At 71.2% G+C, this 24898-nt stretch carries 23 protein-coding genes and 2 pseudogenes; 17 read left to right on the forward strand and 8 right to left on the reverse strand.

What is annotated here, in order from left to right; all coding sequences use genetic code 11:
* Positions 1–26: 26 nt before the first annotated feature.
* Positions 27–290: pseudogene (locus OG331_RS42300) on the forward strand (alkaline phosphatase family protein); the annotation flags it as partial.
* Between the two features lie 11 nt (positions 291–301).
* Here OG331_RS42300 and OG331_RS42305 read toward each other — a convergent pair.
* Positions 302–1399 carry a hypothetical protein gene (locus OG331_RS42305; protein ID WP_406207072.1) on the reverse strand — a complete coding sequence of 366 codons (1098 nt, stop codon included), beginning with the start codon at positions 1397–1399 and terminating at the stop codon, positions 302–304.
* A 789-nt stretch (positions 1400–2188) separates the two neighbouring features.
* Here OG331_RS42305 and OG331_RS42310 point away from each other — a divergent pair.
* Both OG331_RS42310 and OG331_RS42315 read left to right on the forward strand, forming a co-directional pair.
* Positions 2189–3340, forward strand: a complete 1152-nt coding sequence (locus OG331_RS42310; RefSeq protein WP_365054973.1) for a glutathione-independent formaldehyde dehydrogenase — start codon at positions 2189–2191, stop codon at positions 3338–3340.
* Positions 3341–3506: 166 nt separating this feature from the next.
* Positions 3507–5846: an FdhF/YdeP family oxidoreductase gene (locus OG331_RS42315; RefSeq protein WP_406207076.1), complete on the forward strand. Its 2340-nt coding sequence runs from the start codon at positions 3507–3509 to the stop codon at positions 5844–5846.
* A 145-nt stretch (positions 5847–5991) separates the two neighbouring features.
* Here OG331_RS42315 and OG331_RS42320 read toward each other — a convergent pair.
* From OG331_RS42320 to OG331_RS42330, 3 genes and pseudogenes are all read right to left on the reverse strand, one after another.
* Positions 5992–6414: pseudogene (locus OG331_RS42320) on the reverse strand (6-phosphofructokinase); the annotation flags it as partial.
* A gap of 493 nt (positions 6415–6907) precedes the next feature.
* Positions 6908–7189, reverse strand: a complete 282-nt coding sequence (locus OG331_RS42325; protein ID WP_406207078.1) for a hypothetical protein — start codon at positions 7187–7189, stop codon at positions 6908–6910.
* A gap of 89 nt (positions 7190–7278) precedes the next feature.
* A complete protein-coding gene (locus tag OG331_RS42330) occupies positions 7279–7848 on the reverse strand; it encodes a YceI family protein (RefSeq protein WP_406210662.1) in 570 nt (189 codons plus the stop codon).
* 590 nt (positions 7849–8438) lie between these two features.
* On the opposite strand from OG331_RS42330, the gene OG331_RS42335 reads away from it, so the two are divergent.
* On the forward strand, positions 8439–8642 hold the full coding sequence (locus tag OG331_RS42335) for a cold-shock protein (RefSeq protein ID WP_062705208.1): 204 nt from the start codon (positions 8439–8441) through the stop codon (positions 8640–8642).
* A 178-nt stretch (positions 8643–8820) separates the two neighbouring features.
* The gene (locus tag OG331_RS42340) at positions 8821–10245 is read left to right on the forward strand and encodes a DEAD/DEAH box helicase (RefSeq protein ID WP_406207080.1); all 1425 of its coding nucleotides are present in this window, start codon (positions 8821–8823) and stop codon (positions 10243–10245) included.
* Positions 10246–10349: 104 nt separating this feature from the next.
* On the opposite strand, the gene OG331_RS42345 is transcribed toward OG331_RS42340, so the two are convergent.
* Together OG331_RS42345 and OG331_RS42350 are read right to left on the reverse strand one after the other, a co-directional pair.
* Positions 10350–11537, reverse strand: coding sequence for a cytochrome P450 (locus OG331_RS42345; protein ID WP_406207083.1), 1188 nt, complete (start codon positions 11535–11537; stop codon positions 10350–10352).
* A gap of 156 nt (positions 11538–11693) precedes the next feature.
* A complete protein-coding gene (locus OG331_RS42350) occupies positions 11694–12257 on the reverse strand; it encodes a hypothetical protein (protein ID WP_406207085.1) in 564 nt (187 codons plus the stop codon).
* Positions 12258–12602: 345 nt separating this feature from the next.
* Between OG331_RS42350 and OG331_RS42355 the strand changes: the two genes are divergently transcribed.
* Entirely contained in the window at positions 12603–13838 is a 1236-nt protein-coding gene (locus tag OG331_RS42355) for a PP2C family protein-serine/threonine phosphatase (RefSeq protein ID WP_406207088.1), read from the forward strand.
* A 12-nt stretch (positions 13839–13850) separates the two neighbouring features.
* Here the strand turns inward: OG331_RS42355 and OG331_RS42360 are convergent, their stop codons facing one another.
* The gene (locus tag OG331_RS42360) at positions 13851–14006 is read right to left on the reverse strand and encodes a hypothetical protein (protein WP_406207090.1); all 156 of its coding nucleotides are present in this window, start codon (positions 14004–14006) and stop codon (positions 13851–13853) included.
* Positions 14007–14226: 220 nt separating this feature from the next.
* On the opposite strand from OG331_RS42360, the gene OG331_RS42365 reads away from it, so the two are divergent.
* Positions 14227–14631, forward strand: a complete 405-nt coding sequence (locus tag OG331_RS42365) for a hypothetical protein (protein ID WP_406207092.1) — start codon at positions 14227–14229, stop codon at positions 14629–14631.
* On the opposite strand, the gene OG331_RS42370 is transcribed toward OG331_RS42365, so the two are convergent.
* Positions 14600–15088 carry a hypothetical protein gene (locus tag OG331_RS42370; protein ID WP_406207094.1) on the reverse strand — a complete coding sequence of 163 codons (489 nt, stop codon included), beginning with the start codon at positions 15086–15088 and terminating at the stop codon, positions 14600–14602. The genes OG331_RS42365 and OG331_RS42370 overlap by 32 nt on opposite strands.
* Positions 15089–15302: 214 nt before the next feature.
* Here OG331_RS42370 and OG331_RS42375 point away from each other — a divergent pair, with 214 nt between their 5' ends.
* From OG331_RS42375 to OG331_RS42420, 10 genes are all read left to right on the forward strand, one after another.
* Positions 15303–15902 (forward strand): DUF998 domain-containing protein, encoded by a 600-nt coding sequence (locus tag OG331_RS42375; RefSeq protein WP_406207096.1) that lies wholly within the window; start codon positions 15303–15305, stop codon positions 15900–15902.
* A gap of 55 nt (positions 15903–15957) precedes the next feature.
* Complete coding sequence (locus tag OG331_RS42380; protein WP_406207098.1) at positions 15958–16701, forward strand: DUF1775 domain-containing protein; 744 nt, start codon at positions 15958–15960, stop codon at positions 16699–16701.
* Positions 16702–16808: 107 nt separating this feature from the next.
* The gene (locus OG331_RS42385; RefSeq protein WP_406207100.1) at positions 16809–17024 is read left to right on the forward strand and encodes a hypothetical protein; all 216 of its coding nucleotides are present in this window, start codon (positions 16809–16811) and stop codon (positions 17022–17024) included.
* Positions 17024–19354: a heavy metal translocating P-type ATPase gene (locus OG331_RS42390; RefSeq protein WP_406207102.1), complete on the forward strand. Its 2331-nt coding sequence runs from the start codon at positions 17024–17026 to the stop codon at positions 19352–19354. The genes OG331_RS42385 and OG331_RS42390 overlap by 1 nt, the downstream gene beginning before the upstream one ends.
* Positions 19351–19923 (forward strand): copper chaperone PCu(A)C, encoded by a 573-nt coding sequence (locus OG331_RS42395; protein ID WP_406207104.1) that lies wholly within the window; start codon positions 19351–19353, stop codon positions 19921–19923. The genes OG331_RS42390 and OG331_RS42395 overlap by 4 nt, the downstream gene beginning before the upstream one ends.
* 184 nt (positions 19924–20107) lie before the next feature.
* Positions 20108–20839: a hypothetical protein gene (locus OG331_RS42400; protein ID WP_406207107.1), complete on the forward strand. Its 732-nt coding sequence runs from the start codon at positions 20108–20110 to the stop codon at positions 20837–20839.
* Between the two features lie 250 nt (positions 20840–21089).
* Positions 21090–21770 carry a sigma-70 family RNA polymerase sigma factor gene (locus tag OG331_RS42405; RefSeq protein WP_406210665.1) on the forward strand — a complete coding sequence of 227 codons (681 nt, stop codon included), beginning with the start codon at positions 21090–21092 and terminating at the stop codon, positions 21768–21770.
* Between the two features lie 112 nt (positions 21771–21882).
* Entirely contained in the window at positions 21883–22947 is a 1065-nt protein-coding gene (locus OG331_RS42410; RefSeq protein ID WP_406207110.1) for an ABC transporter substrate-binding protein, read from the forward strand.
* A 2-nt stretch (positions 22948–22949) separates the two neighbouring features.
* A complete protein-coding gene (locus OG331_RS42415; protein WP_406207113.1) occupies positions 22950–24017 on the forward strand; it encodes a FecCD family ABC transporter permease in 1068 nt (355 codons plus the stop codon).
* Entirely contained in the window at positions 24014–24874 is an 861-nt protein-coding gene (locus tag OG331_RS42420) for an ABC transporter ATP-binding protein (protein ID WP_406207116.1), read from the forward strand. Before OG331_RS42415 ends, OG331_RS42420 begins: the two co-directional genes overlap by 4 nt.
* The last annotated feature ends 24 nt before the right edge of the window (positions 24875–24898 follow it).

A 24898-nucleotide genomic window follows, 5' to 3' on the forward strand; every position in this document is an offset into this window, starting at 1 on the left:
AAGTCCTTCACCTCGGATGCGGCCGGCCCGCCAACTACGGTGTTTGGTAGATCTCCCCGGTCCTCGAGGCGCTCACCTCCGGCCCGGAGGTGTGGAGCCAGACGGCCCTGTTCATCACGTACGACGAGAACGACGGCTTCTTCGACCACCTAGTGCCGCCGTTCCCGCCGCAGTCCGCCGTGCGGGGCAAGTCCACGGTTGATGTCGGCCCGGACCTCTACCAGGGCGACGCGATCCGCACGGCCGGACCGTACGGACTCGGCCAGCGTGTGCCGATGCTCGTCGTGGCGCAGCGTCGGCGTCAGGACGGGGTCCCCGGGTCGGTGTACCGCAGCAGGGCGCCCACGCCCTCGTACAGCCTCAGCTCGCTCTCCGGTACGACGACCAGCTCGGCACCGGTGCCGACGAGGGCCCGGACGAGGGCCTCGTCGGCGCGTTCCTCGCGCGGGGCCCGCACGCCGAAGGACATCAGCTCCGCCTCGGCCAGGGCGAGCTGAGTGGGCTGGGAGCCCGCCCAGAGCTGCAGCGAAGACCCTGGCGGCCGGTTCAGCAGCAGTGCCGCGACCTGGCCACGCTGGAGGGCGGCGACGGTGGCGGCCAGCCCCTCCGTCATGGGTCCGGCCAGGGCACGCCGGCCGATGAAGATGTCCACGAGTTCCCGGTCGTGCGCGGCCATGCGGCCGCGGAAGACGCCGTCGAGCTGCTGCTCCAACAGGGCGCGTCCGGTGTCGGTGGGGGTCCGGCCGCCCACGCGTACGACTTTGTCCCGCAGGGTGTGCGGCAGGCGGCGGATCAGTACGTTGCATGCCCACTCGTCCCCGCCCACGACGACGGCGTCGGCATGGGCGCGCCGCGCCCGTTCGTCCAGCCGGTGGCCGAGCCGGAGGGAGGTGCGGTGCCAGGTCGCCACCGCGACCCTGCGGTGCAGCCGCTCACCCGGGGTGACGGTGGACGCGGGCCAGGTGCCGGTTTCCGCCTCCAGAGTGACCCAGCCGTGGGTCTCGGCGGTCGGAAGGCCGCCGTAGTGGACGACTACGGCCATGTAGGGGATCTCCGGAAGGTGCTGGGTGACCAGGGGTGTCGCGTGCGGCAGGGTGCTGTAGCGCGCGGAGTCGTGCTCGGGCGGCCTGGGCAGCTCCCCGTCCAGGACGACCGTGCCGTGGGTGGCGAAGACGGCCTGACCGTGCACCCCCGGTACCTGTGTGTCGGCGCCGACCACCTCCTCCAGTACGTTCAGCAGCGCCCGGTCCGAGCCCTGACGGGACAGACTCTCGCGCAGTCGCCGCCAGCGCAGCGCGATCGCCCGCTCGGGATGCGCGACGTTTCGGGAGGTGTCCAGGTACACGGAGGCGAACGGGCCCGGCTCCGCGTAGAGGGGGTCAAGGAACGACAACCTCATCGCAACTCCTCGTCGATGGTCTCCCCTCCTTTGATGATGCGCGCCCAGGGGGGCGATGGAGATCGACGAGCGCGAAGCGGTGCGGAACGCGGGGCGGTCAAGGGTTCCGGGAAAGGCCCGTAGGGGTTCCGGCGCTCGGGTCTGAGACGGGTGGGGCGCGGGCGTGTGGAGAGCGGCATGCCACCGCCGGCGCCGCGGTTCGACGCCCTCTGCCCCTGAGGCTTGATCGTTGCCGCACCGGCGTGCAGCGGCGGCCGATGTAGGCGCTGCGCTGGGACCTGCCCGTTCTGGAAACGGTCCAGACGGAGCGCCGGAAGCGGACATCGGGAAGCATCGGGAAATGAGCCCCGTGCCGCGGGGAGGACCCGGCTTCTGCGTTCGTTGTGCCCGTCTCGCCCCGCGGATGGGGTCGGCCCCCTCGATGCCGTCCACGGTCACGTCCGGGGCAACCACGGGGTCGGAGCCGATGCCCATGGCACAGCTGCCGACAGGGTGGAAATTCGACCCGGCGGCGGTCACGCGGTTCGGGAACCCTCGCCAGGAACGAGCCCTGCCTTGTCTCTCTTGGTGATCCTCCGTGTGCAGTGCGTTGCTTACGCCGGGAGATTCCTGCCGATGGGGGTTGCACCGCATGCGGTACGGGCGTTCCCTGGAAGTATCGATTGGTGAAGCAAGAGCGCCTGGGACTACGACACGGACCGAGGGGTTTCGTCCAGTTGCGTGTTCTCCCGGCAAGGGCCTCGGTAGGGCGGTCGTCGTCACCCAGCGTTCGCCGCGGAGGTGATCCAGGTGAAAGCCGTCGTCTATGAGAAGCCCTTCAGCGTCACCGTCAGGGACGTCGACGATCCGCAGATCCAGCACCCGAACGACGTGCTGGTACGCGTCACATCGACCGCCATCTGCGGATCGGACCTGCACATGTACGAGGGCCGCACGGCCGCCGAGTCGGGCATCGTCTTCGGACACGAGAACATGGGCATCGTCGAGGAAACCGGCGCCGGTGTGACTTCGCTGTCCAAGGGTGACCGCGTCGTGATGCCGTTCAACGTCGCCTGCGGATTCTGCAAGAACTGCCTCGCCGGGAAGACCGGCTTCTGCTTGACGGTCAATCCGGGCTTCGCCGGCGGAGCCTATGGCTACGTGGCCATGGGCCCGTACAAGGGCGGGCAGGCAGAGCTGCTGCGGGTGCCCTTCGCCGATTTCAACTGCCTGAAGCTGCCGTCGGGCAACGAGTTCGAGACCGATTTCGTGCTGCTCGCCGACATCTTCCCGACCGGCTACCACGGATGCGAGCTCGCCCAGGTGATCCCCGGAGAGAGCGTGGCCGTCTTCGGTGCCGGCCCGGTCGGGCTGATGGCCGCGTACTCCGCGCTGCTGCGCGGTGCGTCGAAGGTGTTCTCCGTTGACCGGGTCCCCGAGCGGCTCGCCAAGGCCGAGGAGATCGGAGCCATTCCGATCGACTTCACCAAGGGCGACCCGGCCGAGCGGATCAAGGAACAGACCGGAGGCGAGGGAACGGACAAGGGCGTCGACGCTGTCGGCTACCAGGCCCAGGCGCACGACGCGAGCCATGAGGAACCCGCCGTCGTCCTCAACACACTCGTCGAGACGGTGCGGCCGACGGGCATGCTGGGCGTACCGGGCCTGTACGTGCCGTCCGACCCGGGCGGACCCGACGAGAACGCCAAGCACGGTCAGCTGCTGGTCTCCATCGGCAGGATGTTCGAGAAGGGCCAGCGGATGGGCACTGGTCAGTGCAACGTCAAGCAGTACAACCGCCAGCTGCGTGACCTGATCATCGCGGGGCGCGCCAAGCCCAGCTTCGTGGTCTCCCACGAACTGCCGTTGGACCAGGCGCCGAGCGCGTACGAGAAGTTCGACCAGCGGATCGAGGGCTACACCAAGGTCGTACTGCATCCCGGTCACGCGCTCGCGGCGTAAGAGCGGGAAGGAAGCCACAGGTGTCGGCCGCCGTCAGGCCGGACACCGAGTGCGCACCCGCCTTGCGGTGGGTGCGCACAGGCGCCCGGCTCACGCACCTCGCGTACGCGGCTGCGGTCAACTACGCCCTCGCAGACCGTTGGCCCGTGTGGGCAAAGAGGCAGTCATGGCTGAGCAACCGATCAACCCGACGGATGCACACGGGTCGGCGGGCGTCCCTCCGCCCGCATCGGATCCGACCTCGTCAGGCCCCAAGAAGTCCAGTGTCGGAATTCACGGCATCACCGAATCAGCGCGGTATTCCATGGGCGAGATGGGGCCGAAGCGGAGTCTGCAGACGCTGCTGACCGTGAACCAGGTCGGCGGTTTCGACTGTCCGAGCTGCGCATGGGGCGAACCCGATCCCGACCACCGGAAGATCGCGGAGTTCTGCGAGAACGGCGCGAAGGCCGTCGCCTGGGAAGCCACACGCAAACGCGTCGACGCGGCATTCTTCGCCGAGCACTCCGTCGCTGCCCTGCGGGAGCGGGACGGTCACTGGCTGGAGTCGCAGGGCCGGCTGGCCCAGCCGATGCATCTCGCCCCCGGCGCGACCCACTATGCGCCCATCCCGTGGGAGGGCGCGCTCGCGCTCACCGCCGATCGCCTGCGCGGCCTCGCCGATCCGAGCCGTGCCGTCTTTTACACCAGCGGCCGGACGAGCAACGAGGCCGCCTTCCTCTACCAGTTGCTGGCGCGCAGGCTCGGCACGAACAATCTGCCGGACTGCTCGAACATGTGCCACGAGTCGAGCGGCGCGGCCCTGAGCGAGACCATCGGCGTCGGAAAAGGCCTCATCACCTTCCCCGACATCACCGATCACGCAGACTTGATCATCGTCGTGGGCCAGAACCCCGGCACCTGCCACCCCCGTATGCTGACCGCGCTCGAACAGGCCAAGCGGCGCGGCGCCCGCATCATCGCCGCCAACCCGCTCCCCGAGGCCGGTTTCGGCCGCTTCCACAACCCGCAGACCGCGCGCGGCCTGGTCGGCCCGGGTACGAAGCTGGCCGACCGCTACCTCCCGGTGCGTATCAACGGTGATCTGGCCCTGTTCTCAGGTCTGAACCGTGCCCTGATCGATCGGGAGGACTCCCAGCCGGGCTCCGCCCTCGACCACGACTTCATCGACCGGTACTGCGACGGCTACGAGGCAGCGGCAGCGGCATGGCGTGCCCTGGACTGGTCGCGGATCGAGACGATGGCCGGTCTGTCCCGTCGCAGAATCGAGGACTGCGCGGCCGACGTGCTCGGCGCCGACAGCGTCATCGTCTGCTGGGCGATGGGGCTGACCCAGCACCGCAACGCGGTGGCCACCATCCGCGAGATCGTCAACTTCCTTCTGCTGCGCGGCAACATCGGACGCCCCGGTGCCGGGCCCGCCCCGATCCGCGGACACAGCAACGTCCAGGGCGACCGCACCATGGGCATCTGGGAGAAGATGCCGGACACGTTCCTGGACAAGCTCCGCGACGAGTTCGGGTTCGAGCCGCCCAGCGCCCACGGCCTGGACACCGTCGACTCGATCAAGGCCATGCGCGACGGCAAGGTCGACGTGTTCATCGGCCTTGGCGGCAACTTCGCCTCGGCCACGCCCGACACGGAGGTCACCGAGGCCGCACTGGCCAACTGCGACCTCACCGTCCATGTCGCGACCAAACTGAACCGGTCCCATCTGTGCCACGGCACCGAGGCACTTCTCTTGCCCTGCCTCGGCCGCACCGAGCGCGACCAGCAGGCCTCCGGCGAGCAGTTCGTCACGGTCGAAGACACGATGGCCATGGTGCACGCATCGCGCGGACGGCTCCTTCCCGGATCACCGCACCTGCGCAGCGAGGTCGCGATCATCGCCGACCTCGGGCACGCGCTCTTCGGCGACGACCTCGGCTGGCGCATCATGCGCGACGACTACGCCGTGATCCGCCGCCACATCGAGCATGTGGTCCCCGGATTCCATGCCTTCGAGCAACGCGTCCGGCAGCCCGGCGGCTTCATGCTCCCCCGGGCACCGCGCGACTCCCGCACTTTCCCCACGCCGACCGGCAAGGCGCGCTTCACCGTCAACCCACCGACCGCGCCCGAAGTCCCGCCGGGGCACTTGCTGCTGACGACGGTACGGTCGCACGACCAGTTCAATACCACCGTCTACGGCCTCGACGACCGTTACCGCGGCATCAAGGGCGGACGGCGGGTCGTCTTCGTCAACCGGGACGACCTCCGCGACCTCCACCTGCACGACGGCGACCTGGTCGATCTGATCAGCGTCTACCCTGACGGTGAACGCCGGGCCCCCGGCTTCCGCGCCGTCCGCTATCCGACGCCGCGCGGCTGCGCCGCCGCCTATTACCCGGAGACGAACGTGCTGGTCGCACTGGACTCCACGGCCGAGACCAGCAACACTCCCACGACCAAATCCATCGTGATCCGCATCGAACCCTCCAACGGGACAGCTGACCTTTCGGTTTGACGGACAGCTACCGAGCGCTGGGCCCGTACCAGCCCCGCCACGTCGTGGTCCGCCGCGGGCGCGAGGGCCCGGGAGGCCTTGGAGCGCATACCGCCGACTCGCTTCGCTTACGACAGGTATCCAGTCTGCCTGTTGGCCGTACGCCGGCGTGCAACCCGTAGCGCGTAGCCAGCCACCGGTCGAAAGCACTAGGGGTGCCGCCGCGTTGGACGTGGCCCAGCACGGTGGTGCGGGCGTCCTTGCCGGTGCGTTCCGAGATCTCCTGGGCCAGCCATCTGTCCCTCTTTGGGGACTGCCCCTTCGGCGACCACGACGATCGGCGCATAGTTGATGTCGAACCAGCTCTTCTCCTGCTCACAGGCGTCATCAATGTCGAACGCCCGCTCCGGGATGAGGATCACATTGGCGCCGCCGGCGATGCCGGCGTGCAGGGCGATCCCCCCCCGGAGTGCCGCCCCATCACCTCCACCACCAGGGTGCGCATGTGCGACTCGGCGGTGGTGTGGAGACGGTCGACGGCCTCCGTCGCGATGCCCACGGCGGTGTCGAAGCCGAAGGTGCAGTCCGTTCGTCCACTTCTCCGCCATCCAGGGCGAGGGCTTCAAGGAGCTGCAGGAGGGGGACAGGGCGCCCGGCTGAAGTCGACGGGTCGTTTACCCAGACGAAGTGCTCCTCCATCGCAAGCCTCCTCCGTAATACGTCGGTTCGCCTTGCCGGCCCCTCGCAGACCACCGTAGATCCAAAGCGCCGCTTCTGCTTGCGCGGCGATCACGGCGCCGCCGAGGATCCCGGCGCGGTTGCGGACCGCGCTGGCCTTGCTCAGCGGATGTTTCCGCTCGAGGGGCGCCCGACGAGTCACGGAAGGGGACCGGACAGCGGTCGGGGCCGCTCCACCCATGTCTCGTCGGCGGTGACGGCGATGAAGGTTCGATCCGGACTGGGAGCGTCCGGGGGATTGAGTCGTGCACCGGAGAGTGCCGTTGATCATGCTGCGCCGGCCCAGCCGTACACCGCGGGTACGTGCGCGAAGTCGCTCAGGAGGCTGTTGGTACGTGCGCCGGTCAGATCGCCATCACGGCATCGCAGTCGGGGCAGACCACGGTTGCGTACTCCGTGGGGTACCACGGCCCCCCACGGTGCTCGGAGGGCCTGCGGGGGTCGGTCTCCATGGCGAACGTGTCCTTGCCGCAGAGGGTTCGTGGTCCGGTCGTGGTGGGCGCTCCCGGAGCGGTGGGTGCCGCGTGCACCCTGCGGACGGGCAGTTCTTCGTCCCCCGGTGAACCGGGGGAGGAGTGTGTGGCCACCGGCTTGTCGAGCTCGTACACGACGACGATGTCGCTCATATCTCTACCGTAGGCCGCGGAGCCGATCCGCCCGCGACCTCGAACCGAGTGGCTGTGATCGGCTGTCGCGCCTGGCCCGTGTGCAGCGGCTACTCTGGCGTGTCCACCGGGTCGAGCGTGGCCACCTCGAACTCCACCTTGATTTCGTCGGCCAGCCGCAGCGCGCCCAGGAACGCGGTGTAGGGCTTGATTCCCCAGGCGGACTGCGTGACGGTCGCCCAGCCGCGCAACAGCCCGTCGCCGTTCCCCTTGCCGTGCGCCGTCACTGGGTGGGTCCTGCCCTTGATGGTGAGCTCCCCGGTGATCTCGAAGGACTGCGGGGTTCCCGTGATGCCGGTGGAACGGAAGGCGATCGTGGGGTGCGCTGCGGTGTGCAGCAGGGCCTCGTCCGCCAGCGTCCGTTTGATCTCGGCCCGGTCGGCGTCGGTGAGGGGCTTCAGACCGCCGGATCCTTCCCGGACCTCCAGCGAGTCCGTCTCGACCGTCACACTCACCGACGATCCGTCGGGGTCACCGACGTTTACCACCGCCTCCCCGGACCATTGCGTGGCCTCGATGGTGAGGTCGTGTCCCGCCCGGCGGCCCAGCCCGGCGCGGCCGGTCCTGATCAGGAGGCGGCCGGTCGTCGGGCCGAGCCGGTATGTTCCGTCTGTCAGCATCACAGCGCCGAGGGTAGGGGCGGACGCGGCTGGGGCCGTCGACGCGATCCAGACGGCGTGTCCCCTCATGGCGCGTTGTGGCGGAGCCAGAAACCCGGGCCGTGGTCACGCTGCCGGTGCCAACGTGCCGCGTCCGTCAGGGAAGTCAGCCAGATGAACCTCGCCGGAAGAGGACCAGACCGGCCACGCCGATGTCCTTGGCTGACGAATCGCGGCGCCACGACGAACCACTTCGAGGCGTCGACGTCCATAGCTGCAGCCGTAGTCCGGTCCTGTTGCCTGGCCCAGGCGTTGGCAGTCTGGGTAGGATCGGCGTTGCCCTAACGGAGTTTCGTGGACACCAACCGGGACAACCCGAACCGGCAGGTGCGACTGAGCTTCCTCGGTTAGGTGCCTGGCAAGGGCACCGATTCCAGAGGTGTGATGGGCTTTCCTCGAGTAATGCCGGATGCGCGTGCCGTGCTAAACTTGATGACAGTTGTAGTTGTGGTTCCCGAAACTTCAGGTGCTTATCCGGACGGGGCTTATTTGGCACCGCAGGGGTTCGCACGGCGTAGGTCCCCGGGTACTGCCCCCAAAGGAGAAAAGATATGGCTACCGGCACCGTCAAGTGGTTCAACGCGGAAAAGGGCTTCGGTTTCATCGAGCAGGACGGCGGCGGCCCGGACGTCTTCGCCCACTACTCGAACATCGCCGCCCAGGGCTTCCGCGAGCTTCAGGAAGGTCAGAAGGTGAACTTCGACGTCACGCAGGGCCAGAAGGGTCCGCAGGCGGAGAACATCACTCCCGCCTGACGTCGAAGCGTATGAGGTAGCTGAGGCCCCGCCTTGCGGCGGGGCCTCAGCTTGCGTTTTCCGGCATTCCGCCGGAATTCTTTATTCTTTGAATTTGCATTCGGCTCGTTCTTGCAATTTGTCCGGCTCATTACTGTCGGGAATTCCTTGATGCGTGCCCTCATCAGGAAGGTTCTCCTTGAGCCGTTCAGCCAGCACCGGGCCCCGTTCCTCCACAGCACAGGGGGAGTTCGCACTGCCGGCCACCGTCACCCCCGCCCTCCCCGCCGCAGCGACCTTCGGCGAACTGGACATGCCCGTCGCGTTGCTGGAGATGCTCACCAGCCGCGGCCTGACCAAGCCGTTCCCGATCCAGGCCACCACGCTGCCGAACTCCCTCGCAGGGCGGGACGTGCTGGGTCGCGCGCGCACCGGGTCGGGCAAGACGCTCGCCTTCGGCCTGGCGCTCCTCGTGCGCACGGCCGGCCGGCGTGCCGAGGCGCGGAAGCCGCTGGCCCTGGTCCTCACCCCCACGCGCGAGCTGGCCCAGCAGGTCACCGATGAGCTCACCCCGTACGCCCGGTTGCTGAAGCTGCGGCTGGCCACGGTGGTCGGCGGCATGTCGATGGGCCGGCAGGCCGGCGCGCTGCGCTCCGGGGCCGAGGTGGTCGTCGCTACCCCTGGCCGCCTCGCGGATCTAGTGGAGCGCAAGGACTGCCGCCTGGACCGAGTGAGCATCACCGTCCTGGACGAGGCCGACCAGATGGCGGACATGGGCTTCATGCCGCAGGTCACCGAACTGCTGGACCAGGTACGCCCCGACGGCCAGCGCATGCTGTTCTCGGCCACGCTGGACCGCAACATCGACCTCCTGGTCCGTCGTTACCTCCATGACCCGGTGGTCCACTCGGTCGACCCGTCGGCGGGCGCGGTCACCACGATGGAGCATCACGTGCTGCAGGTGCACGGTGCCGACAAGTACGCCACCGCCACCGAGATCGCTGCCCGCGACGGCCGCGTGATCATGTTCCTGGACACCAAGCATGCTGTCGACCAGTTCACCAAGCACCTGCTGAGCAGCGGCGTAAAGGCCGCGGCCCTGCACGGCGGCAAGTCGCAGCCCCAGCGCACCCGCACCCTGGCACAGTTCAAGACCGGTGATGTCACGACGCTGGTGGCCACCAACGTCGCGGCCCGGGGCATTCACGTCGACGACCTCGATCTCGTCGTCAACGTCGATCCGCCCGGCGACCACAAGGACTACCTGCACCGTGGTGGCCGTACCGCCCGCGCCGGCGAGTCCGGCAGGGTCGTCACGCTGGTCCTCCCCAACCAGCGCCGGGACATGGCCCGTCTCCTGTCCGACGCGGGCATCAGGCCGCAGATCACGCAGGTCCGCTCCGGCGAGGCCGAGCTGAGCCGTATCACCGGTGCCCAGGCTCCCTCCGATGTCCCCGTCGGCGGCAGCGGGCCGGCCGCCGAGCGCCCGAAGCGCGGCGGTGCCCCCTTCCGCGGTCTGGGCACCCGGCCGGGGCGGTCCGGCGGTGGCGAGTCCCGCCGGTCTGCCGAGGCCCGCCAGATCGCCGAGGCTCGCAAGGCCGCCCGGGTCCGCCGTGGCGCATAGGTGAGCAGCAACGACCCCTCGTACAACTGCAAGCCCTGATCGCCATGTCAGGGAAAGCAAGCCCTGATCGCCATGTCAGGGAAAGGGAGTGGCCCGGCGTCGCGTCAGCGTTGCGCGGGCACCTCCCAGCGCACGCGCAGGGCCGGGGGCTTCCGGAAGACCAGGCCCCCGGCGGCCGTGGACGAGGATGGATCGAGCCGCAGGCCGGGGAGGCGGTCGAGCAGCGTGAGGAGACAGACGCGGGTCTCCAGACGGGCGAGTTGGGCGCCCAGACAGAAGTGCGGGCCGTGCGCGAAGGCCAGCTGCAGGCGGGAGTTGTCCCGTCGCAGGTCGAATCGGTCGGGGTCCTGGAAGACCTCGGGGTCGCGGTTCGCGCCGGCGAGCGAGACGACCACCAGATCACCGCGCCGGACGTCGGCCCCGCCGATCGTCACGTCGGCGGTGGCGTAGCGGTCCACGACCGCCGCCGCGGGTTCCAGGCGGAGCGATTCCTCGATCGCCGCGTCGGCCAGGTCCGGATCGGCACGCACGAGGGCGAGTTGATCCGGGTGGGCCAACAGGTGCAGTACGACGTTGGCGATCATGCCCTCGGTCGTCTCGATACCGCCGAACATCAGCACGGCGGCGTTGGCGACCACCTCCGGCAGCGTCAGGCGCTTGCTCTCGGCCGCCGCGACGAGCAGGGACGCCCCGCTTCCTGCCGTGACCGTAGCCTCCACGCTTCCCCGTAGCTGGTCGAACGCCACGGCCCCCGCGGGGTTCGCCGACAGGCCGGCGGTGATGTCGGCGACCGCGCTCACGATGGCGTCGTACCAGGACAGCACCGCGTCGGCGTCCGCGTCGACCAAGCCGAGCGACTCGGCGACGACGGCGACGGCCAAGGGCCCGGCCACTTCCCGGCGCAGTTCGGCGCTGCCACGCGGCCTGATGCGCTCCACGAGCCGGGCGGCTTCTTGTTCCACGAACCCGGTGAACCGGTCGTGCACATCCTGCGTGCGGAACGGGTCGGCGAAGGGGGCGCGGTGGCGTTTGTGCTCGGCTCCTTCCAGGGAGAGCATGCTCGGACCGACCACCTGGGCGGTGGAGAAGCGGGGGTCGTCGACCGTGAAGGTCGCTGCGTCGCGCATCACCCGCAGGGCGAGATCACGCCGGGTCACCAGCCAGCCGCCCAGCACGGGAACCCACGAGACCGGCTCGTGGGCGCGCAGCAGGGCCAGCCGGGGGTGGGGGTGGTCCTCCAGCTCCGTGAGCGTGGTCGCGGAGCCGAGCGGAAAGCGGCGCGCTGTCACCATACGGAGCTGCCCCCTGTTCTTGTACCTGTACCTGTACCTGTCCCGGTTCCTGGGAGTTCCCGTTCCTGGAATTCCGGCCTCCCCGGAGCCCACTCCGAGAGTATGCGTCCCCGGTTGCGGGTTCGGGACTGCCCCATGGGCCCCGCTTGGCCCCGCTCAAGCCCGCAGGCGTGCACCTGACGCGTGCTGCCGTACGAGCTGCGGCCCGGTCTCCTCACCGGCGTGCGGTGCGGTCTCGCCGGGTGCGGGGGCGGTCGTGCAGAGCCCCTGCCGGCGGGACAGCTCGGCCGCGCAGCGCTGCAGGGCCACCTCCAGGATCTCCGGCAAGTTCAGGGTGCCGGTGCCGTCCGGCGGGACGAGCCAGCGCAGCGAGCCCCAGCGGCAGTGCGGGGCGGGAGCGGTGATCCACGTGCCCGCGCCGAGGAGGCGCACGCCGGTGCCGATCCACACGGTCTGCGGCTCCGGGGGCAGCAGGAAGCCCACGTGCCGGCGTCGGGTGTCCAGCAGACAGGGGCCGCGGTCGAGCAGGGACAGCTCGTCCAGGAGATCGGCGACGCGCAGCCCGAGGTCCTCCGGCACGATCAGCACGTCCCAGAACCGTCCGGCGGCCAGGAGCGTGACGCCGGTGCTGCCGTTCTGCCACTCCTGTTTGCAGGCGCCGGGGTCCTCCGATGCCGCGGCCAGCCACTCCATTGACCTCGTCCACTCCGTGAGTGCCATGTAAAGCCTCCTTGAGGTGCGCAGACGACCGAGAGGTGGAGGCCTCAGTGCAGCGGGTGCCCGGGGTCGCGGCCATACGCCGGGGCTCAATTCCCCGTATGGGGCGAGCGCCCGCGCATCAAACAGGCAGATATATGCGGGGCGTGCGCCCCTGTGTCCGCCCGTTGCCGCCAGTCGCAGTCGGGTCACCATCCGTGCGCCGCCCGTGCCCCCGTTACGCAGGGCAAACCCTCGTCGGGCGGTGGTGGGCGTTCGGCAACCTGTGCGTCACCTGTGTAGGTTTGTCACTCTTTTAGAGTGTTTGGTGTGGTGCGCTGGTTCCAGACATTTCATAGACCGGCGACGGTGGAGCCCGTCGCGTCCCCCGGCGTACCCGAGCAGGACCTCGGCATACCGTCCCGGCTGACCGAGCTGCGCATGGCGGTGGAGCGGATCGGCACCGCGCTGGACGAGGGCGTCACGTACGCCGAGCTGACCCGGGAGGCGGCCGCGCAGACGGGTGGCACGGCGGCGGTCCTGCGGGGCAGGAGCGAAGCCGGTGCGGGGTACGTGGCCGTCGACGGAGATCCGGCGGTGCTGCCCGACATGCGGTGGGCCAGGGCCGCGGCGAGGGATGCGGCACGGGAGGCGACCGGCCCGGGCGAGGGCAGGACCGCGGCCCTGCCGTCCGGCGGCGCCCGGCCCGTGCCCGTGCTCTGCGTCCCCCTGGTCACCGACGGGCTCCGGTACGGCGTACTGGTCTGCGCCCGCGATCGGGCACCGTTCACCCGGGCGGAGGCGGAGTTCCTCGCTCTCCTCACCGAACGCGCCGCCGCCCACATCCGGCACGCCCGGGAGCACGAGCGGGTCAAGGGCGTCGTCGGCAAGCTCCAGCGGGCCCTGCTCGCCGAACCCGGCCGACCGCACCCGAACCTGGACGTCGCCATCCGGTACATGCCGGTCGGGCAGAGCGCGCTCGTCGGCGGCGACTGGTGCGAGACCGTCCGCCTGCACTTCGGCCGGACGCTGCTCGTCGTCGGCGACGTCATGGGGCACGGTCTGGAGGCCGCCGTGGACATGACCGCCTACCGCTCCGCCCTGCGCTACATCGCCTCCGCCGATCTGCCGCCGCACCGCGTGCTGCGCCAGCTCGACGACATCGCCGCCACGGAACCGGAGCGCCGGCCGGCCACGTGTCTGATCGCGCGCCTCGACCCCAACCGGGGCCAGGTGACCCTGGCCAGCGCCGGCCACCTTCCCCCGGCCGTGATCGACCAAGACGGGCGCACCTCACTGCTGCCGGTGCCGGTCGGCCCGCCCCTGGGCACGGGACTCGGCGGCTACGAGCCGGCCACCTACAAGCTCGCGCCGGCCCAGACCCTGCTGCTGTTCACGGACGGACTCGTCGAGCATCGCGGTGAGGACATCGACCACTCCCTGGACCGGCTGGCCGGTGTCGGCTTCGAGTCCGGCGTCGGCGTCGAGGGCGTCATCGACACGGTGCTCGCCCGCCTCGACGCCGCGAATGCCGAGGACGACGTCGCCGTACTCGCCGCCCAGCTGCACGAGCGCTCCCCGCTCCCGGGCGAGGCGCAGGGCTGAGCCGTCCCGCGCTCACCAGTCGTCGCCGTCGTACTGCGCGCCCGAGACGTACGGGTCATGCCGCCGTCCCGGCGATCCGGAAGGCTGTGCCGTCGGCGGCAGGCCCGCCTCATGCAGTGCGGCGCACCACGGGCAGTCGGCCATGTCCTCGCTGTCGTTCCGGTCCATGGAAGCGGCTCCTGTCTCGATCGGGGCGAACGGTGTCGCGGCGGTGCCGGACGGTCTCCCGCCACGGACGCCGCGGGGATGGCCGGGGCGGCGCCGGAGGGTGCGGGGGTGGTGCGCGTCGGCCACACCATGGCTCCATCCGGGGGATACGCTCACCCGACTGGGTGGTAGGGGGCGCGACAGGCGTACCACCGGCGCACGCCTCGGCGTTGGCCCCGGCATGGACAGCACTGAGGCGGCGCGGCGTTTCCTCGGAGGCGACGCCGCACCCGTGTCGTACGTCGTACCGGTCACCGGCGTCCGGGGCCAGCCGTCGATCTACGCGGCGCTGGTCGCGGAGTGGCAGGCCCACGGCCGGGCCGTGCCCCGGCGTCATGCCCCACGGTGGGACTCCCTGGCCACGGCCTACGGCCAGGAGCAGGCAGTCACCTCCTGGACGGTCGGCCGGTTCACCGGACTGGCCCGGGCCGTCGGGGCCGAACCGGCGAGTGAGCGGCACGTCGAGTCGGCCGAGCGCGTACCGGCCGTCGTCGTCCCCCGGGGCCTGCCCGGACCGGTGGGGCTGTGGGAGTGGAGCGGGAGCAACGGACGCGTCAGCGTGGCCGCCCCGCGTACGGACGACTGACGCGCGCCGGGCCGCACCCTGCCCGGCCGGCCTCGCGCAGCGCCGGCTCCACGACGGCGGGGTCGTAGAGGGCGCCGGTCCCGTCGGGTGGCAGCAGCCACTCCAGGCGCCATCCGGCGCGCAGGTACGGCGGCGGTACGGCGACCCATGACCCCCTGCCGACATGGCGCACGCCCGGTCCGACCCACTCGGCCGCCGGATCGGGCGGCAGGAAGAAGCCGAGCCTGCGCGCCCCGCAGTTCACCAGCACGGGGCCGGACGCCCGGGGCTGCGCCCGTCTGAGCAGATCCAGGGCGCTCAGGCCGAGGTGTTCGGGGACGCTGAGCACGTCCCAGAGCCGTCCGGCCTCCAGCAGCACCGCATCCGCACCGTCGTCCCACTGCTGCTTGCACGCCCGAGGATCCGCGGCGGCCGAGGCCAGCCAGTCGACGGCCTGTTTCCCCATGGTGCGCTGCATGTCTGTCCTACCCCCAGCACTCGCCGACCCTGCCGGCCCGGGCAGGGCCCCTCATGCTGGTGGATATTTCTATGCGCCGGAAGGGGTGGCGCGGCCTGGCGTTTGCGGTCGTTTCGTTCGAAAGTCGCAGGTCCGTTCGCTTCCGAGGCCGTCATGGTGCCCGTCTTCTGCGTGTGCGCGGCGAGTGAACCGAGGGTCGTTTTACGGTGGCCTGATGCGACTTGTCCCGAGATGGGCCCTGTTGTCGTCGGGATGTGCGCCGGTCGTGCTGATCGCGGGCTGGACGATCGCGGCGCTGCTCGAAGGGCCCCGCTACGATCCCGCCACCCAGACCATCAGTGTCCTGGCGGCCTACGGCGCCGCGGGCTTCTGGGTGATGACGGGAGCCCTGGCCGCCCTGGGCGTCTGCCATTTCGTGACCGCGTGGGGGCTGCGGCCGGCCGCGCTGCCCGGGCGGGTGGCGCTGGGCGCGGGTGGCGTGGTGGCCGTGGTGGTGGCGATGGTCCCGCCGCCGAGCAGCGGGGGATCACTGCGCCACGGTGCGGCCGTCGGGGTCGGCTTCACCCTCCTGGCACTCTGGCCCGTACTGGCCGCCGATCACCGCGTCGCCGCACCGTGGGCACTGCGGCCCGGACCCGCCCTGACAGCGACCGCGATGATGCTTGTCAGCGCAGCCTGGTTCATGATCGAGATGTTTCAGGACGGTCCCGCAGGCGTCGCCGAACGCCTTGTGACGGCCATTCAGTCCCTGTGGCCCTTCGTGGTCGTCGCCTCCTGCCTCCGCCACCCTCCCGACGAGAGCCCCTCGCGCTGAGCCGTCCCCTGCGCTTGAATGCAGCGACCACATCACCGGTACGAGGGAGTCGCACGTGCCCCGCCCCACCCTGTTGACCCGCCGCCTGAGCCGCACCGGCGCCCTGACCGCGGTCGCGTTCGCGGTCGCCGTAACCTTCGCGGGACCGGCCGCGGCGCACACCGAGGTGGAGGCGGAGGGTGCCCGGGCGCTCGACCAGGACGTCGCCCTGACCTTCACCGCGGAGTCGGAGTCCGCCTCCGCCGGGATCAGCAAGCTCGAGGTGATCCTTCCCGAGGGCCTCACCCCGGCCGACATCACCTTCAAGGAGGGCCCCAAGGGCTGGAAGTTCGCCCCCACCAGCCGGGGCTACACCGTCTCCGGGGCCAAGCTCGCGGTCGGCGAGGACGCCGAGTACGTCGTGACCGTACGGCAGTTGCCGGACGCCAAGTCGCTGGTCTTCAAGACCCTGCAGAGCTACAGCGACGGCAAGGTGGACCGCTGGATCGAGCTGGAGGAGGAGAGCGGCGGCGACGGCCACGGGCACGGCCACCCCGCGCCCCACCTGGATCTGCAGGCCGCAGCACCGGGCGCGAAGGTCGTCAGCCCCACGTCCGGTGAGGAGCCGACGACCGAGGAGGCGGCGACGCCCACGCCCCCGACCGGTGCACCGTCGTCCCCGTCGGCGGAGGCCGCGGCCGACGACACGGACGGCGACGACGGCATGCCGGTCGCCCTGCCGATCGGCATCGGCGCGGCCGTCGTCGTGCTCGGCGCCGGGGCGTGGTGGTTGAGGAGCCGTCGGGGCGGAGCTTCCTGAGACGGCGGCTGCCGAGGCATCCGCATGAGGTGAACCACCGGAGGGCCGGGAACTCCCTGCCCTCCGGGCCCGACTCCTGAAGCGGAACGCACCTCAGGAGGCCGGTGATGAGAGAACCACGCAAGCTTGTGCCACCACCCGCCCTCTGCGGGTTTCTGCTGCTGCTCGCCCTGATCTTCACGGCGTCGTACGCCGTCGGAGCAGCCACCGGGCCCGTCGCGCCCGGCATGCACCGCTCCGGGACGAGCGGTGACGGCGGCGGCACGGATTCCGGGGACATGGACATGGGAGACATGGACATGCGGCACGGGGGCGGCGGCTGATGGCCACCGAACCGGCACCCTCAATGACCACCACGGACCTGACCGTCGGCGGGATGACCTGCGCGGCCTGCGTGCGGCGGGTGGAGAAGAAACTCGCCAAGCTGGACGGCGTGACCGCGACGGTCAACCTGGCCACCGGGCGCGCCCGCGTGAGCCATCCGCCGGACGTCCGCCCCGAGGAACTCGTGGCGACCGTCGAACAGGCCGGATACACGGCCGCGTTGCCCGAGCCGCCGAAGCGCCGGCATCGTCGGGACGGACAGGGGCGCCGGGGCGAGCAGGAGCCCGAGGGGGCCGAGGACGTCCGACAGGAGTGTGACCGGCTGCTGGTCACCGCGCTGCTCGCCGTGCCGGTACTCGCACTGTCGATGGTGCCCGCCTGGCAGTTCCGCAACTGGCAGTGGCTGTGCTTCGTCCTGTCCGCGCCGGTCGCCGTGTGGAGCGCGTGGCCGTTCCATGTGCGGGCGCTGCGCGGCCTGCGGCACTCGACGGCGACCATGGACACGCTGGTCTCCCTGGGCGTCGTGGCGTCCTTCTCCTGGTCGGCGTACGCCCTGTTCCTGGGCGGCGCGGGCGCGCCGGGGATGCGGATGCCGTTCAGCCTGCTGCCCTCCGCCTCGGACGGCGTCGCGCACGTGTACCTCGAAGCGGCCGTCGGCGTCCCGCTGTTCGTGCTGGCCGGCCGGTTCCTGGAGGCGCGGGCACGCCACGGCACCGGCGCGGCACTGCGCTCACTCGCCCGGCTCGCCGCCAAGGACGTGTCGGTACGCGAGGACGACGGCACCGAACGCCTCATCGCCATCGAGGAGTTGACGCTCGGGCAGGTCTTCGTCGTACGTCCCGGCGAGCGGGTCGCCACCGACGGGGAGGTGGCGGAGGGCAACTCCGCCGTGGACCTCTCGCTCGTCACCGGGGAGAGCGAGCCCGTCGAGGTCGGACCCGGCTCTACGGTGGTGGGCGGCGCCGTCAACGCCGGCGGTCTGCTCTTGGTACGGGCCACGGCTGTGGGCGCGGACACTCAACTCGCCCGCATCACAAGGCTGGTGACCGAGGCCCAGGCCGGCAAGGCGCGGGCACAGCGGCTGGCCGACGCCGTGGCCGGAGTGTTCGTGCCCATGGTGCTGGCGCTGGCCGCCACCGTGCTCGGGTTCTGGCTCGGCGCCGGGGCCGATCCGCAGGCGGCGATCACCGCGTGCGTGGCCGTCCTGGTCGTGGCCTGCCCCTGCGCGCTGGGCCTTGCGACCCCGACCGCGCTGATGGCCGCCACCGGACGCGGCGCGCAGCTCGGCGTCCTGGTCCGGGGCCCGCAGGCCCTGGAGGGGCTCCAGCACATCGACACCGTCGTCCTCGACAAGACCGGCACGCTCACCTCCGGGCACATGAGCGTCACCCGCGTCACGACCGTGCCCGACGGGCTCGGCAACGAAGCCGCGCTGCGGCTGGCCGGGGCGGTGGAGCAGGGCTCGGAACACCCGCTCGGCCGCGCGATCGTCGCGTACGCGCGCAGGACCGTGCAAGGGCCGTTGCCCGAGGTGAGCGACTTCCGTGCGGAGGCGGGCCGGGGCGTGCGCGGCCGGGTCGAGGGCCGGCTGGTCGAAGTCCTCGCGCCGGACGACGAGATGCCCGCGGCGCTGGCCGAGGCGCTCCCGGCGGCGGAGACGGCCGCGCACACACCCGTCTTCGTCCGCGTCGACGGGGCGACGGTGGCGCTGATCGAGATCGGGGACGTCGTACGACCGGGCAGCTACCGCGCCGTGGACCGGCTGCGGCGGCTCGGCGTGCACCCGGTCCTCGCCACCGGCGACCGCGAGGCACCCGCCCGGGCGGTCGCGTCCGCCCTCGGCATCGAGGACGTGCACGCCCGCCGCACACCGAAGGACAAGGCAGACCTCGTACGGGAGTTGAGAGCACAGGGCCGCCGGGTCGCGGTCGTCGGCGACGGCGTCAACGACGCGGCGGCGCTGGCCGGTGCCGACCTCGGCATCGCGATGGGCACGGGCACGGACGTCGCGATCGGGGCCGCCGACGTGACCTTGGTGCGCGGCGACATCGAGGCCCTCGGCGACGCGGTCCGGCTCGCCCGGCGCACCCTGGGCACGATCCGCGCCAACCTGCTGTGGGCCTTCGGCTACAACCTGGTGACCGTGCCGCTCGCCATGGTCGGCCTGCTCAACCCGATGGTCGCCGCGGTGGCCATGTCGGTGAGCTCACTGCTCGTGGTGGGCAACAGCCTGCGGCTACGGGCCTGGCAGCCGGCGCCGGCCCGGGCGGGCGCGCAGGGCAAAGACCGGGGCCGTAGGCCCGTCAGCGCTGGAGGTCGTACCCCATGACTGTCCCTGTCCCCACGGCCCGGCGAACGGCCGAGCCGACGACCGGGCGTACGACCGACCCCGGAGCCTGGCGCCCGACCCGTCGTCGGATCACCGACGGCCTGCTCGCCGCACTCGCTCCCGTCGCAGCGTGCGGCGTCGCCCTGGCCGGTCTGACCACCTGGGTGGGCTCCGGCAACGCGGGCAGCCCGGCGCGGATCGCGGTCTCCGACGGGCGGGTCTTCCTGCCGTACGGCGACGTCCGCGACACCGCCGCGTTCTTCCGGATCACAAACTCCGGGGGCGCGGACGACCGGCTGCTGAAGGTGACATCGTCCGCCGTCGACGGCGACCTGGCGCTCAGTCGGCACCGGATGACCAGCGGCCGGATGGCGTATGCGGAGACGGTCGACTCGGCACGGGTGCAGGCCGGCGGCGGCATCGCCATGTCGCCGTACGGCCTGGACGTGACCCTGCGGGCCGACCCGGAGTGGCAGACGGGCATCTACGTGCCGTTCACGCTCCACTTCGAGCATGGCGGGCGGATCGAGGTGCAGGCGGTCGTGATCCGCCCCGGCCGGCAGCGGTGAGGGCAGCTCCACAACGCCCGACGCTCCCAGAGCCGCCGCACGTCCAACTGTCGGTCGGAGAGCGCGCCCAGTTCCCTCTTCGCGATGTGTCCTGTATCACTCATCTGGGCTTGAGTGCGGGATGGGGGTGTTGTGCGTACCCACCCGTGACGAGTGGGCCCCGGATGCGAGGATGAGGGCCGTCATGACTGCTGGGTGGTGTGTGCGCGCGATTCGGGCCGCGGTGTTCGCGTCCGTCTGTGTGCTGCTCGCTGCCCTCGGCCACGTGCTGATGTCGGGCGCCGCAGTTCCGTGGTGGACCCTGGCCGCCGGTGCCGCCGTCACGGGCGGCGCGGGCTGGTGCCTGGCGGGCCGGGAGCGGGGACTCCCGCTCGTCGTGTCCGTCGTGGTGGCCGCCCAGGGCGGGCTGCACGCGGCGTTCGAGTTCGCGCAGTCCTCCGTCGGCGTCGGGCACGACATGGGTGCCATGGGCTCCATGGCCGGCTCCATGTCCGCGCACACGGGCTCCATGGATCACATGTCCACGGATTCCATGGGCTCCATGTCCACGGACCACATGGGCTCCGCCCCTATGGACACCGGCCACATGGGCATGAGCCACATGGACCCGGGCCACCTGGGGATGGGCCACGACATGGCCGGCACCTCCTCGCTCGGCATGTTCGCCGCCCACACCCTCGCCGCGCTGCTGTGCGGCCTGTGGCTGGGACACGGTGAGCGTGCCGCGTTCCGCATCCTGCGGGCCGTCGCCGGATGGCTGGCCGCCCCGCTGCGGCTGTCGTTCGTTCTGCCCCTACCGTCGCACCGCCCGCTCCCGCGTCCGCGGCGCGGGCGTTCCGAGCGGGCGCCGCGGCTGCTTCCGCTCGTCCACACGATCACCTCTCGGGGGCCTCCGGCGGGGATCGCTGTCGTCTGAGACAGCCGGTTCCCCGAGGCCGTACGGACACGGACGTCGACGCGTCGACGCCGGCCGTGCCTCGGGCCCCGGTCGTACCTGCCGTACGGCCGTGTCCCCTGCATCCCCGGACTCCTCCGGTACGGAGTGCGCATACGGAGCGCCCGTACGCCGTACACCTACGTGCCCGGTGCCCGGCGGCGACGCCGCAGCGCTCGCCGCCGTCGTGTCGGCCGCCGTGCCGGAGTCCGGACTACCGAGAAGGACTCAGGTGATCACTCCTGCCCTGCCCTCCTCACGCGCGACCCGCGTGAGCCAGACGAAGGCAGCAAAAGGCTCCAGAACGGCGTCCTGCGACGAGTCGACGACCGCGTGGGCGCTGGCCGCCCGTGGTGGTGACCCGGACGCCACCGACCGTTTCGTGCGCTCGCTGCACCGTGATGTCGTGCGGTACGTGGCGCATCTGTCCGCTGATCCGCAGGCCGCCGACGACCTGGCCCAGGACACGTTCCTGCGCGCGCTCGGCAGTCTGCACCGGTTCGAGGGCCGCTCCTCGGCGCGCGCATGGCTGCTGTCCATCGCGCGTCGCGCGGTCATCGACAGTCACCGGTACGCCGCCGCACGGCCGCGGCTGTGCGACACCGACGACTGGACGCTGGTGGCGGAACGCGCACAGCCGACCGGCCTGCCGGGCTTCGACGACGGCATCGCGCTGCTCGACCTGCTCGACGCGCTGCCGGACGAGCGCCGCGAGGCGTTCGTCCTGACCCAGATGGTGGGCCTGCCCTACGCGGAGGCGGCCGAGATGAGCGACTGCCCCGTCGGGACGGTCCGCTCGCGCGTGGCCCGCGCCCGGGCGACTCTCGTCGAGCAACTGACCGAGGCCGAGGCCGAGGACGACGTGGTCGTCGCCGAACCGGTCGTGGCCGAACCGGCCGTCGCGGCCGCGTGACCGGCTGCCCGGTGTCGGCTCCCCCTGCCGGGAACTGACACCGGGTTCGCCCCGACTACTGGATCGGGCGGCGGAGTTCCGCCCGTGCAGCTAGTGGATCTGGGGAGTTTCGATGCGTTCTCGTGTGGGGCGGGCTACGACGGCCGCGGTGGTCGGCGGCCTACTGGCGGCGGGCTGTGGCGGCGGGAGCGGCGACACCGCGAGCCCCGCCGCCGGGAAGGGCGACGTGGCGGGTTACCCGGTCACCGTCACCGACTGCGCGGGCGCCAAGACCACTTTCAGCTCGGCCCCGGAAAACATCGTCACCAGCAACGCCTCCAGCCTGGAACTGCTGCTGCGGCTGGGCGCCGGGGACAAGGTGGTCGGCACCGGCTTCCCGCCCGGCAAGGGCACGTTGCCCGGTGACCTCGACGCGCAGGCGCAGCAGGTGAAGGTGCTCAGCGACACCGTCATCCCCAAGGAGAAACTCCTCGGCTCCGGCGCGGACCTGTACATCGACACCTTCGCCTCGATGAACATGGGCGCAGGCATGGGGGACGCGCCGACCGAGGAGGAGTTCGAGGCGGCCGGCATCAAGCACGCCTACCTGAAGTCGACGGCCTGCGCCGCCATGAGCAAGAGCCCGGTCACCGATCTGTCCGCCGTCGAGGACGACATCACCTCCCTCGGCGCCGTCACCGGGACGAGCGGCAAGGCAAAGGAGCTCGTCGACGGGATGAAGCAGAAGGTGGACGCCGTCCGGAAGGCGGTGGCCGGCACGCCCGAGAGCGAGCGGCCGGCCTACTTCTTCTTCGACTACGACGCCGGCACCAAGCAGCCCATGGCCGTCTGCAACCGTCAGGTCGCCAACGCGGTCATCACCCTCGCCGGGGCCCGCAACGTCTTCGCCGACTGCGACGGCGACTACAAGCAGGTCGGCTGGGAGGACGTGATCGCCAAGAACCCGGACTGGATCCAGCTCGGCGTGCGCAACCGGGGGAGCGAGGCCGCGAACAAGAAGGCCTTCGACGAGGCACGCAAGTGGCTGGAGTCGAACCCCGCCACCAAGGGCCTGAACGCCGTCGAGGAGGGCCGCTTCCTGCGCATCGGCTCCGAGCAGACCACCATCGCCGGGGTCGAGAACGCCGACACCGTCCAGGAGATCGCGAAGACCCTCCACCCGGGCAAGGTCGGCTGACCGTGACGTCCTTGCTGTCGCGGCGCGAGACGGCTCCGGAGGCCCGAACGGTGCCCGTCGGGCCGCTGGCGTCGGTACTCGGCGTCGTGCTCCTGGCCGCGCTGACGGCCGCCGTGGCCTGGGGCTCCACGTCCGTCCCGCCCGCGGAGGTGTGGAGTGTGGTGTGGCACCGGCTGTCCGGCGAGGCGCCGCGTCCCGGCACGAACGACCTCATCGTCTGGCAACTCCGCGTCCCCCGCGCCCTGTTGGCGGCCCTCGTCGGCGCCGGACTCGGTCTCGTCGGTACGGCGGTGCAGGCGCTGGTGCGCAACCCGCTGGCCGATCCGTACCTCCTGGGCATCTCCAACGGTGCCTCCCTCGGCGCCGTCGCCGCGATCGTGCTCGGGCTCGGGGCCGGTGGCGCGCTGGGGCTCGGGCTGTCCGGGGCGGCGTTCGCCGGAGCCCTGGCCACCTTCGCGCTCGTGTGGGCCGTGGCCCGCAGGGGCGGTGGGTTCGCGCCGCTGCGGCTGGTGCTGGCCGGGGTGGCGATCGGGCAGTTCCTGTCCGGGTTCACCAGCTATCTCGTGCTCCAGGCCGGCGATGAGCAGCAGACCCACAGCGTGCTGTTCTGGCTCATGGGCAGCCTCAGCGGCGCGAACTGGGACCTGCTGGCCGTCCCGGCGGTCGCGGTACCGGCCGGGTGGCTGTGCCTCCAGGCACGCGCCCGGGGACTGAACGCCCTCCTGATGGGCGACGAGACCGCGGCCGGGCTCGGCATCGACGTCACCCGGCTGCGGCGCGAACTGTTCACGGTGACCAGCGTGCTCACCGGTGTCCTGGTGGCCGTCTCGGGCGCGATCGCTTTCGTCGCCCTGATGGTGCCGCATGTCTGCCGCCTGGTCGTCGGCGGGGACCACCGCCGCCTGCTGCCCGTCTCGGCACTGTTCGGGGCGCTGCTCCTGGTCGTGGTCGACATCGTCTGCCGTACGGCCATGGACACGCAGGAGCTGCCGGTCGGCGTCGTCACCTCGCTGATCGGTGCTCCGGCACTGCTGTATCTGCTGGACCGGCGCCTGGGGAGCGGCAGTTGAGGATCGACATCGAGGACCTGCACGTCGCGTACGCCGGCCGTACGGTCGTCGCCGGTGCCCAACTCATCGCGGCGGAGGGCGAGATCACCGGCCTCGTCGGACCGAACGGCAGCGGCAAGTCCACGCTCCTGCGTACCGTCTACCGGCATCTGAAGCCGGCCGCAGGCCGGGTCCTGCTGTCCGGCACCGACCTGCGCCGGCTGACTCCCGCCGAGACGGCCCGCCATGTCGCGGCGCTTCCGCAGGAGCGGGGCGGCGACTTCGAGCTGACCGTCCGCGAGGTCGTCGCCATGGGCCGCACGCCCTACAAACGGGCCTTCGCGGGGGAGGACACCACCGACCGGGACGTCGTCGCCCGCGCACTCGCGGATGTCGGCATGGAGCACCACACCGGGCGCCGGTTCACCGAACTGTCCGGCGGGGAACGCCAACGCGTCCTGCTGGCCCGGGCGTTCGCCCAGCAGCCGGACGTCCTGGTCCTGGACGAGCCCACCAACCACCTGGACATCCGTCACCAGGTGGAACTGCTCGCCCTGCTGCGGGCCGGGCGCCGTACGACCCTGGTCTCGCTGCACGACCTCAACGCCGCCGCCTCCGTCTGCGACCGGCTGCACGTGCTGCACGACGGCCGGGTGGTCGCCTCCGGCCCGCCACGCGAGGTGCTGCAACCCGCCCTGTTGGCCGAGGTGTTCGGCGTACGAGCGACCGTCGTGGACCACCCGCTGACCGGTGATCCGCTGATCGCCTTCGACCACCGGGCTCCCGCGGACGCGTCGGACGGGCACAACAACAGGGATGTCCCCGTGTCGGCCCCGAGCGGCGTCTCGGGGGCTGGTCCCGGGCGGTCACACCGGTGAGCGCCCACGATCGCGAAAGGTCAC

Source organism: Streptomyces sp. NBC_01017 (genome assembly GCF_045162795.1).
In the GTDB taxonomy this organism is placed as follows: domain Bacteria; phylum Actinomycetota; class Actinomycetes; order Streptomycetales; family Streptomycetaceae; genus Streptomyces; species Streptomyces machairae.

Bases quoted from the DNA above. Each gene is read 5' to 3' on its own strand.
- OG331_RS42305 (WP_406207072.1), bottom strand. From the start codon at position 1,399: ATGAGGTTGTCGTTCCTTGACCCCCTCTACGCGGAGCCGGGCCCGTTC.
- OG331_RS42315 (WP_406207076.1), top strand. From the start codon at position 3,507: ATGGCTGAGCAACCGATCAACCCGACGGATGCACACGGGTCGGCGGGC.
- OG331_RS42325 (WP_406207078.1), bottom strand. From the start codon at position 7,189: ATGAGCGACATCGTCGTCGTGTACGAGCTCGACAAGCCGGTGGCCACA.
- OG331_RS42330 (WP_406210662.1), bottom strand. From the start codon at position 7,848: ATGCTGACAGACGGAACATACCGGCTCGGCCCGACGACCGGCCGCCTC.
- OG331_RS42335 (WP_062705208.1), top strand. From the start codon at position 8,439: ATGGCTACCGGCACCGTCAAGTGGTTCAACGCGGAAAAGGGCTTCGGT.
- OG331_RS42345 (WP_406207083.1), bottom strand. From the start codon at position 11,537: ATGGTGACAGCGCGCCGCTTTCCGCTCGGCTCCGCGACCACGCTCACG.
- OG331_RS42350 (WP_406207085.1), bottom strand. From the start codon at position 12,257: ATGGCACTCACGGAGTGGACGAGGTCAATGGAGTGGCTGGCCGCGGCA.
- OG331_RS42360 (WP_406207090.1), bottom strand. From the start codon at position 14,006: ATGGACCGGAACGACAGCGAGGACATGGCCGACTGCCCGTGGTGCGCC.
- OG331_RS42365 (WP_406207092.1), top strand. From the start codon at position 14,227: ATGGACAGCACTGAGGCGGCGCGGCGTTTCCTCGGAGGCGACGCCGCA.
- OG331_RS42370 (WP_406207094.1), bottom strand. From the start codon at position 15,088: ATGCAGCGCACCATGGGGAAACAGGCCGTCGACTGGCTGGCCTCGGCC.
- OG331_RS42375 (WP_406207096.1), top strand. From the start codon at position 15,303: ATGCGACTTGTCCCGAGATGGGCCCTGTTGTCGTCGGGATGTGCGCCG.
- OG331_RS42385 (WP_406207100.1), top strand. From the start codon at position 16,809: ATGAGAGAACCACGCAAGCTTGTGCCACCACCCGCCCTCTGCGGGTTT.
- OG331_RS42390 (WP_406207102.1), top strand. From the start codon at position 17,024: ATGGCCACCGAACCGGCACCCTCAATGACCACCACGGACCTGACCGTC.
- OG331_RS42395 (WP_406207104.1), top strand. From the start codon at position 19,351: ATGACTGTCCCTGTCCCCACGGCCCGGCGAACGGCCGAGCCGACGACC.
- OG331_RS42400 (WP_406207107.1), top strand. From the start codon at position 20,108: ATGACTGCTGGGTGGTGTGTGCGCGCGATTCGGGCCGCGGTGTTCGCG.
- OG331_RS42410 (WP_406207110.1), top strand. From the start codon at position 21,883: ATGCGTTCTCGTGTGGGGCGGGCTACGACGGCCGCGGTGGTCGGCGGC.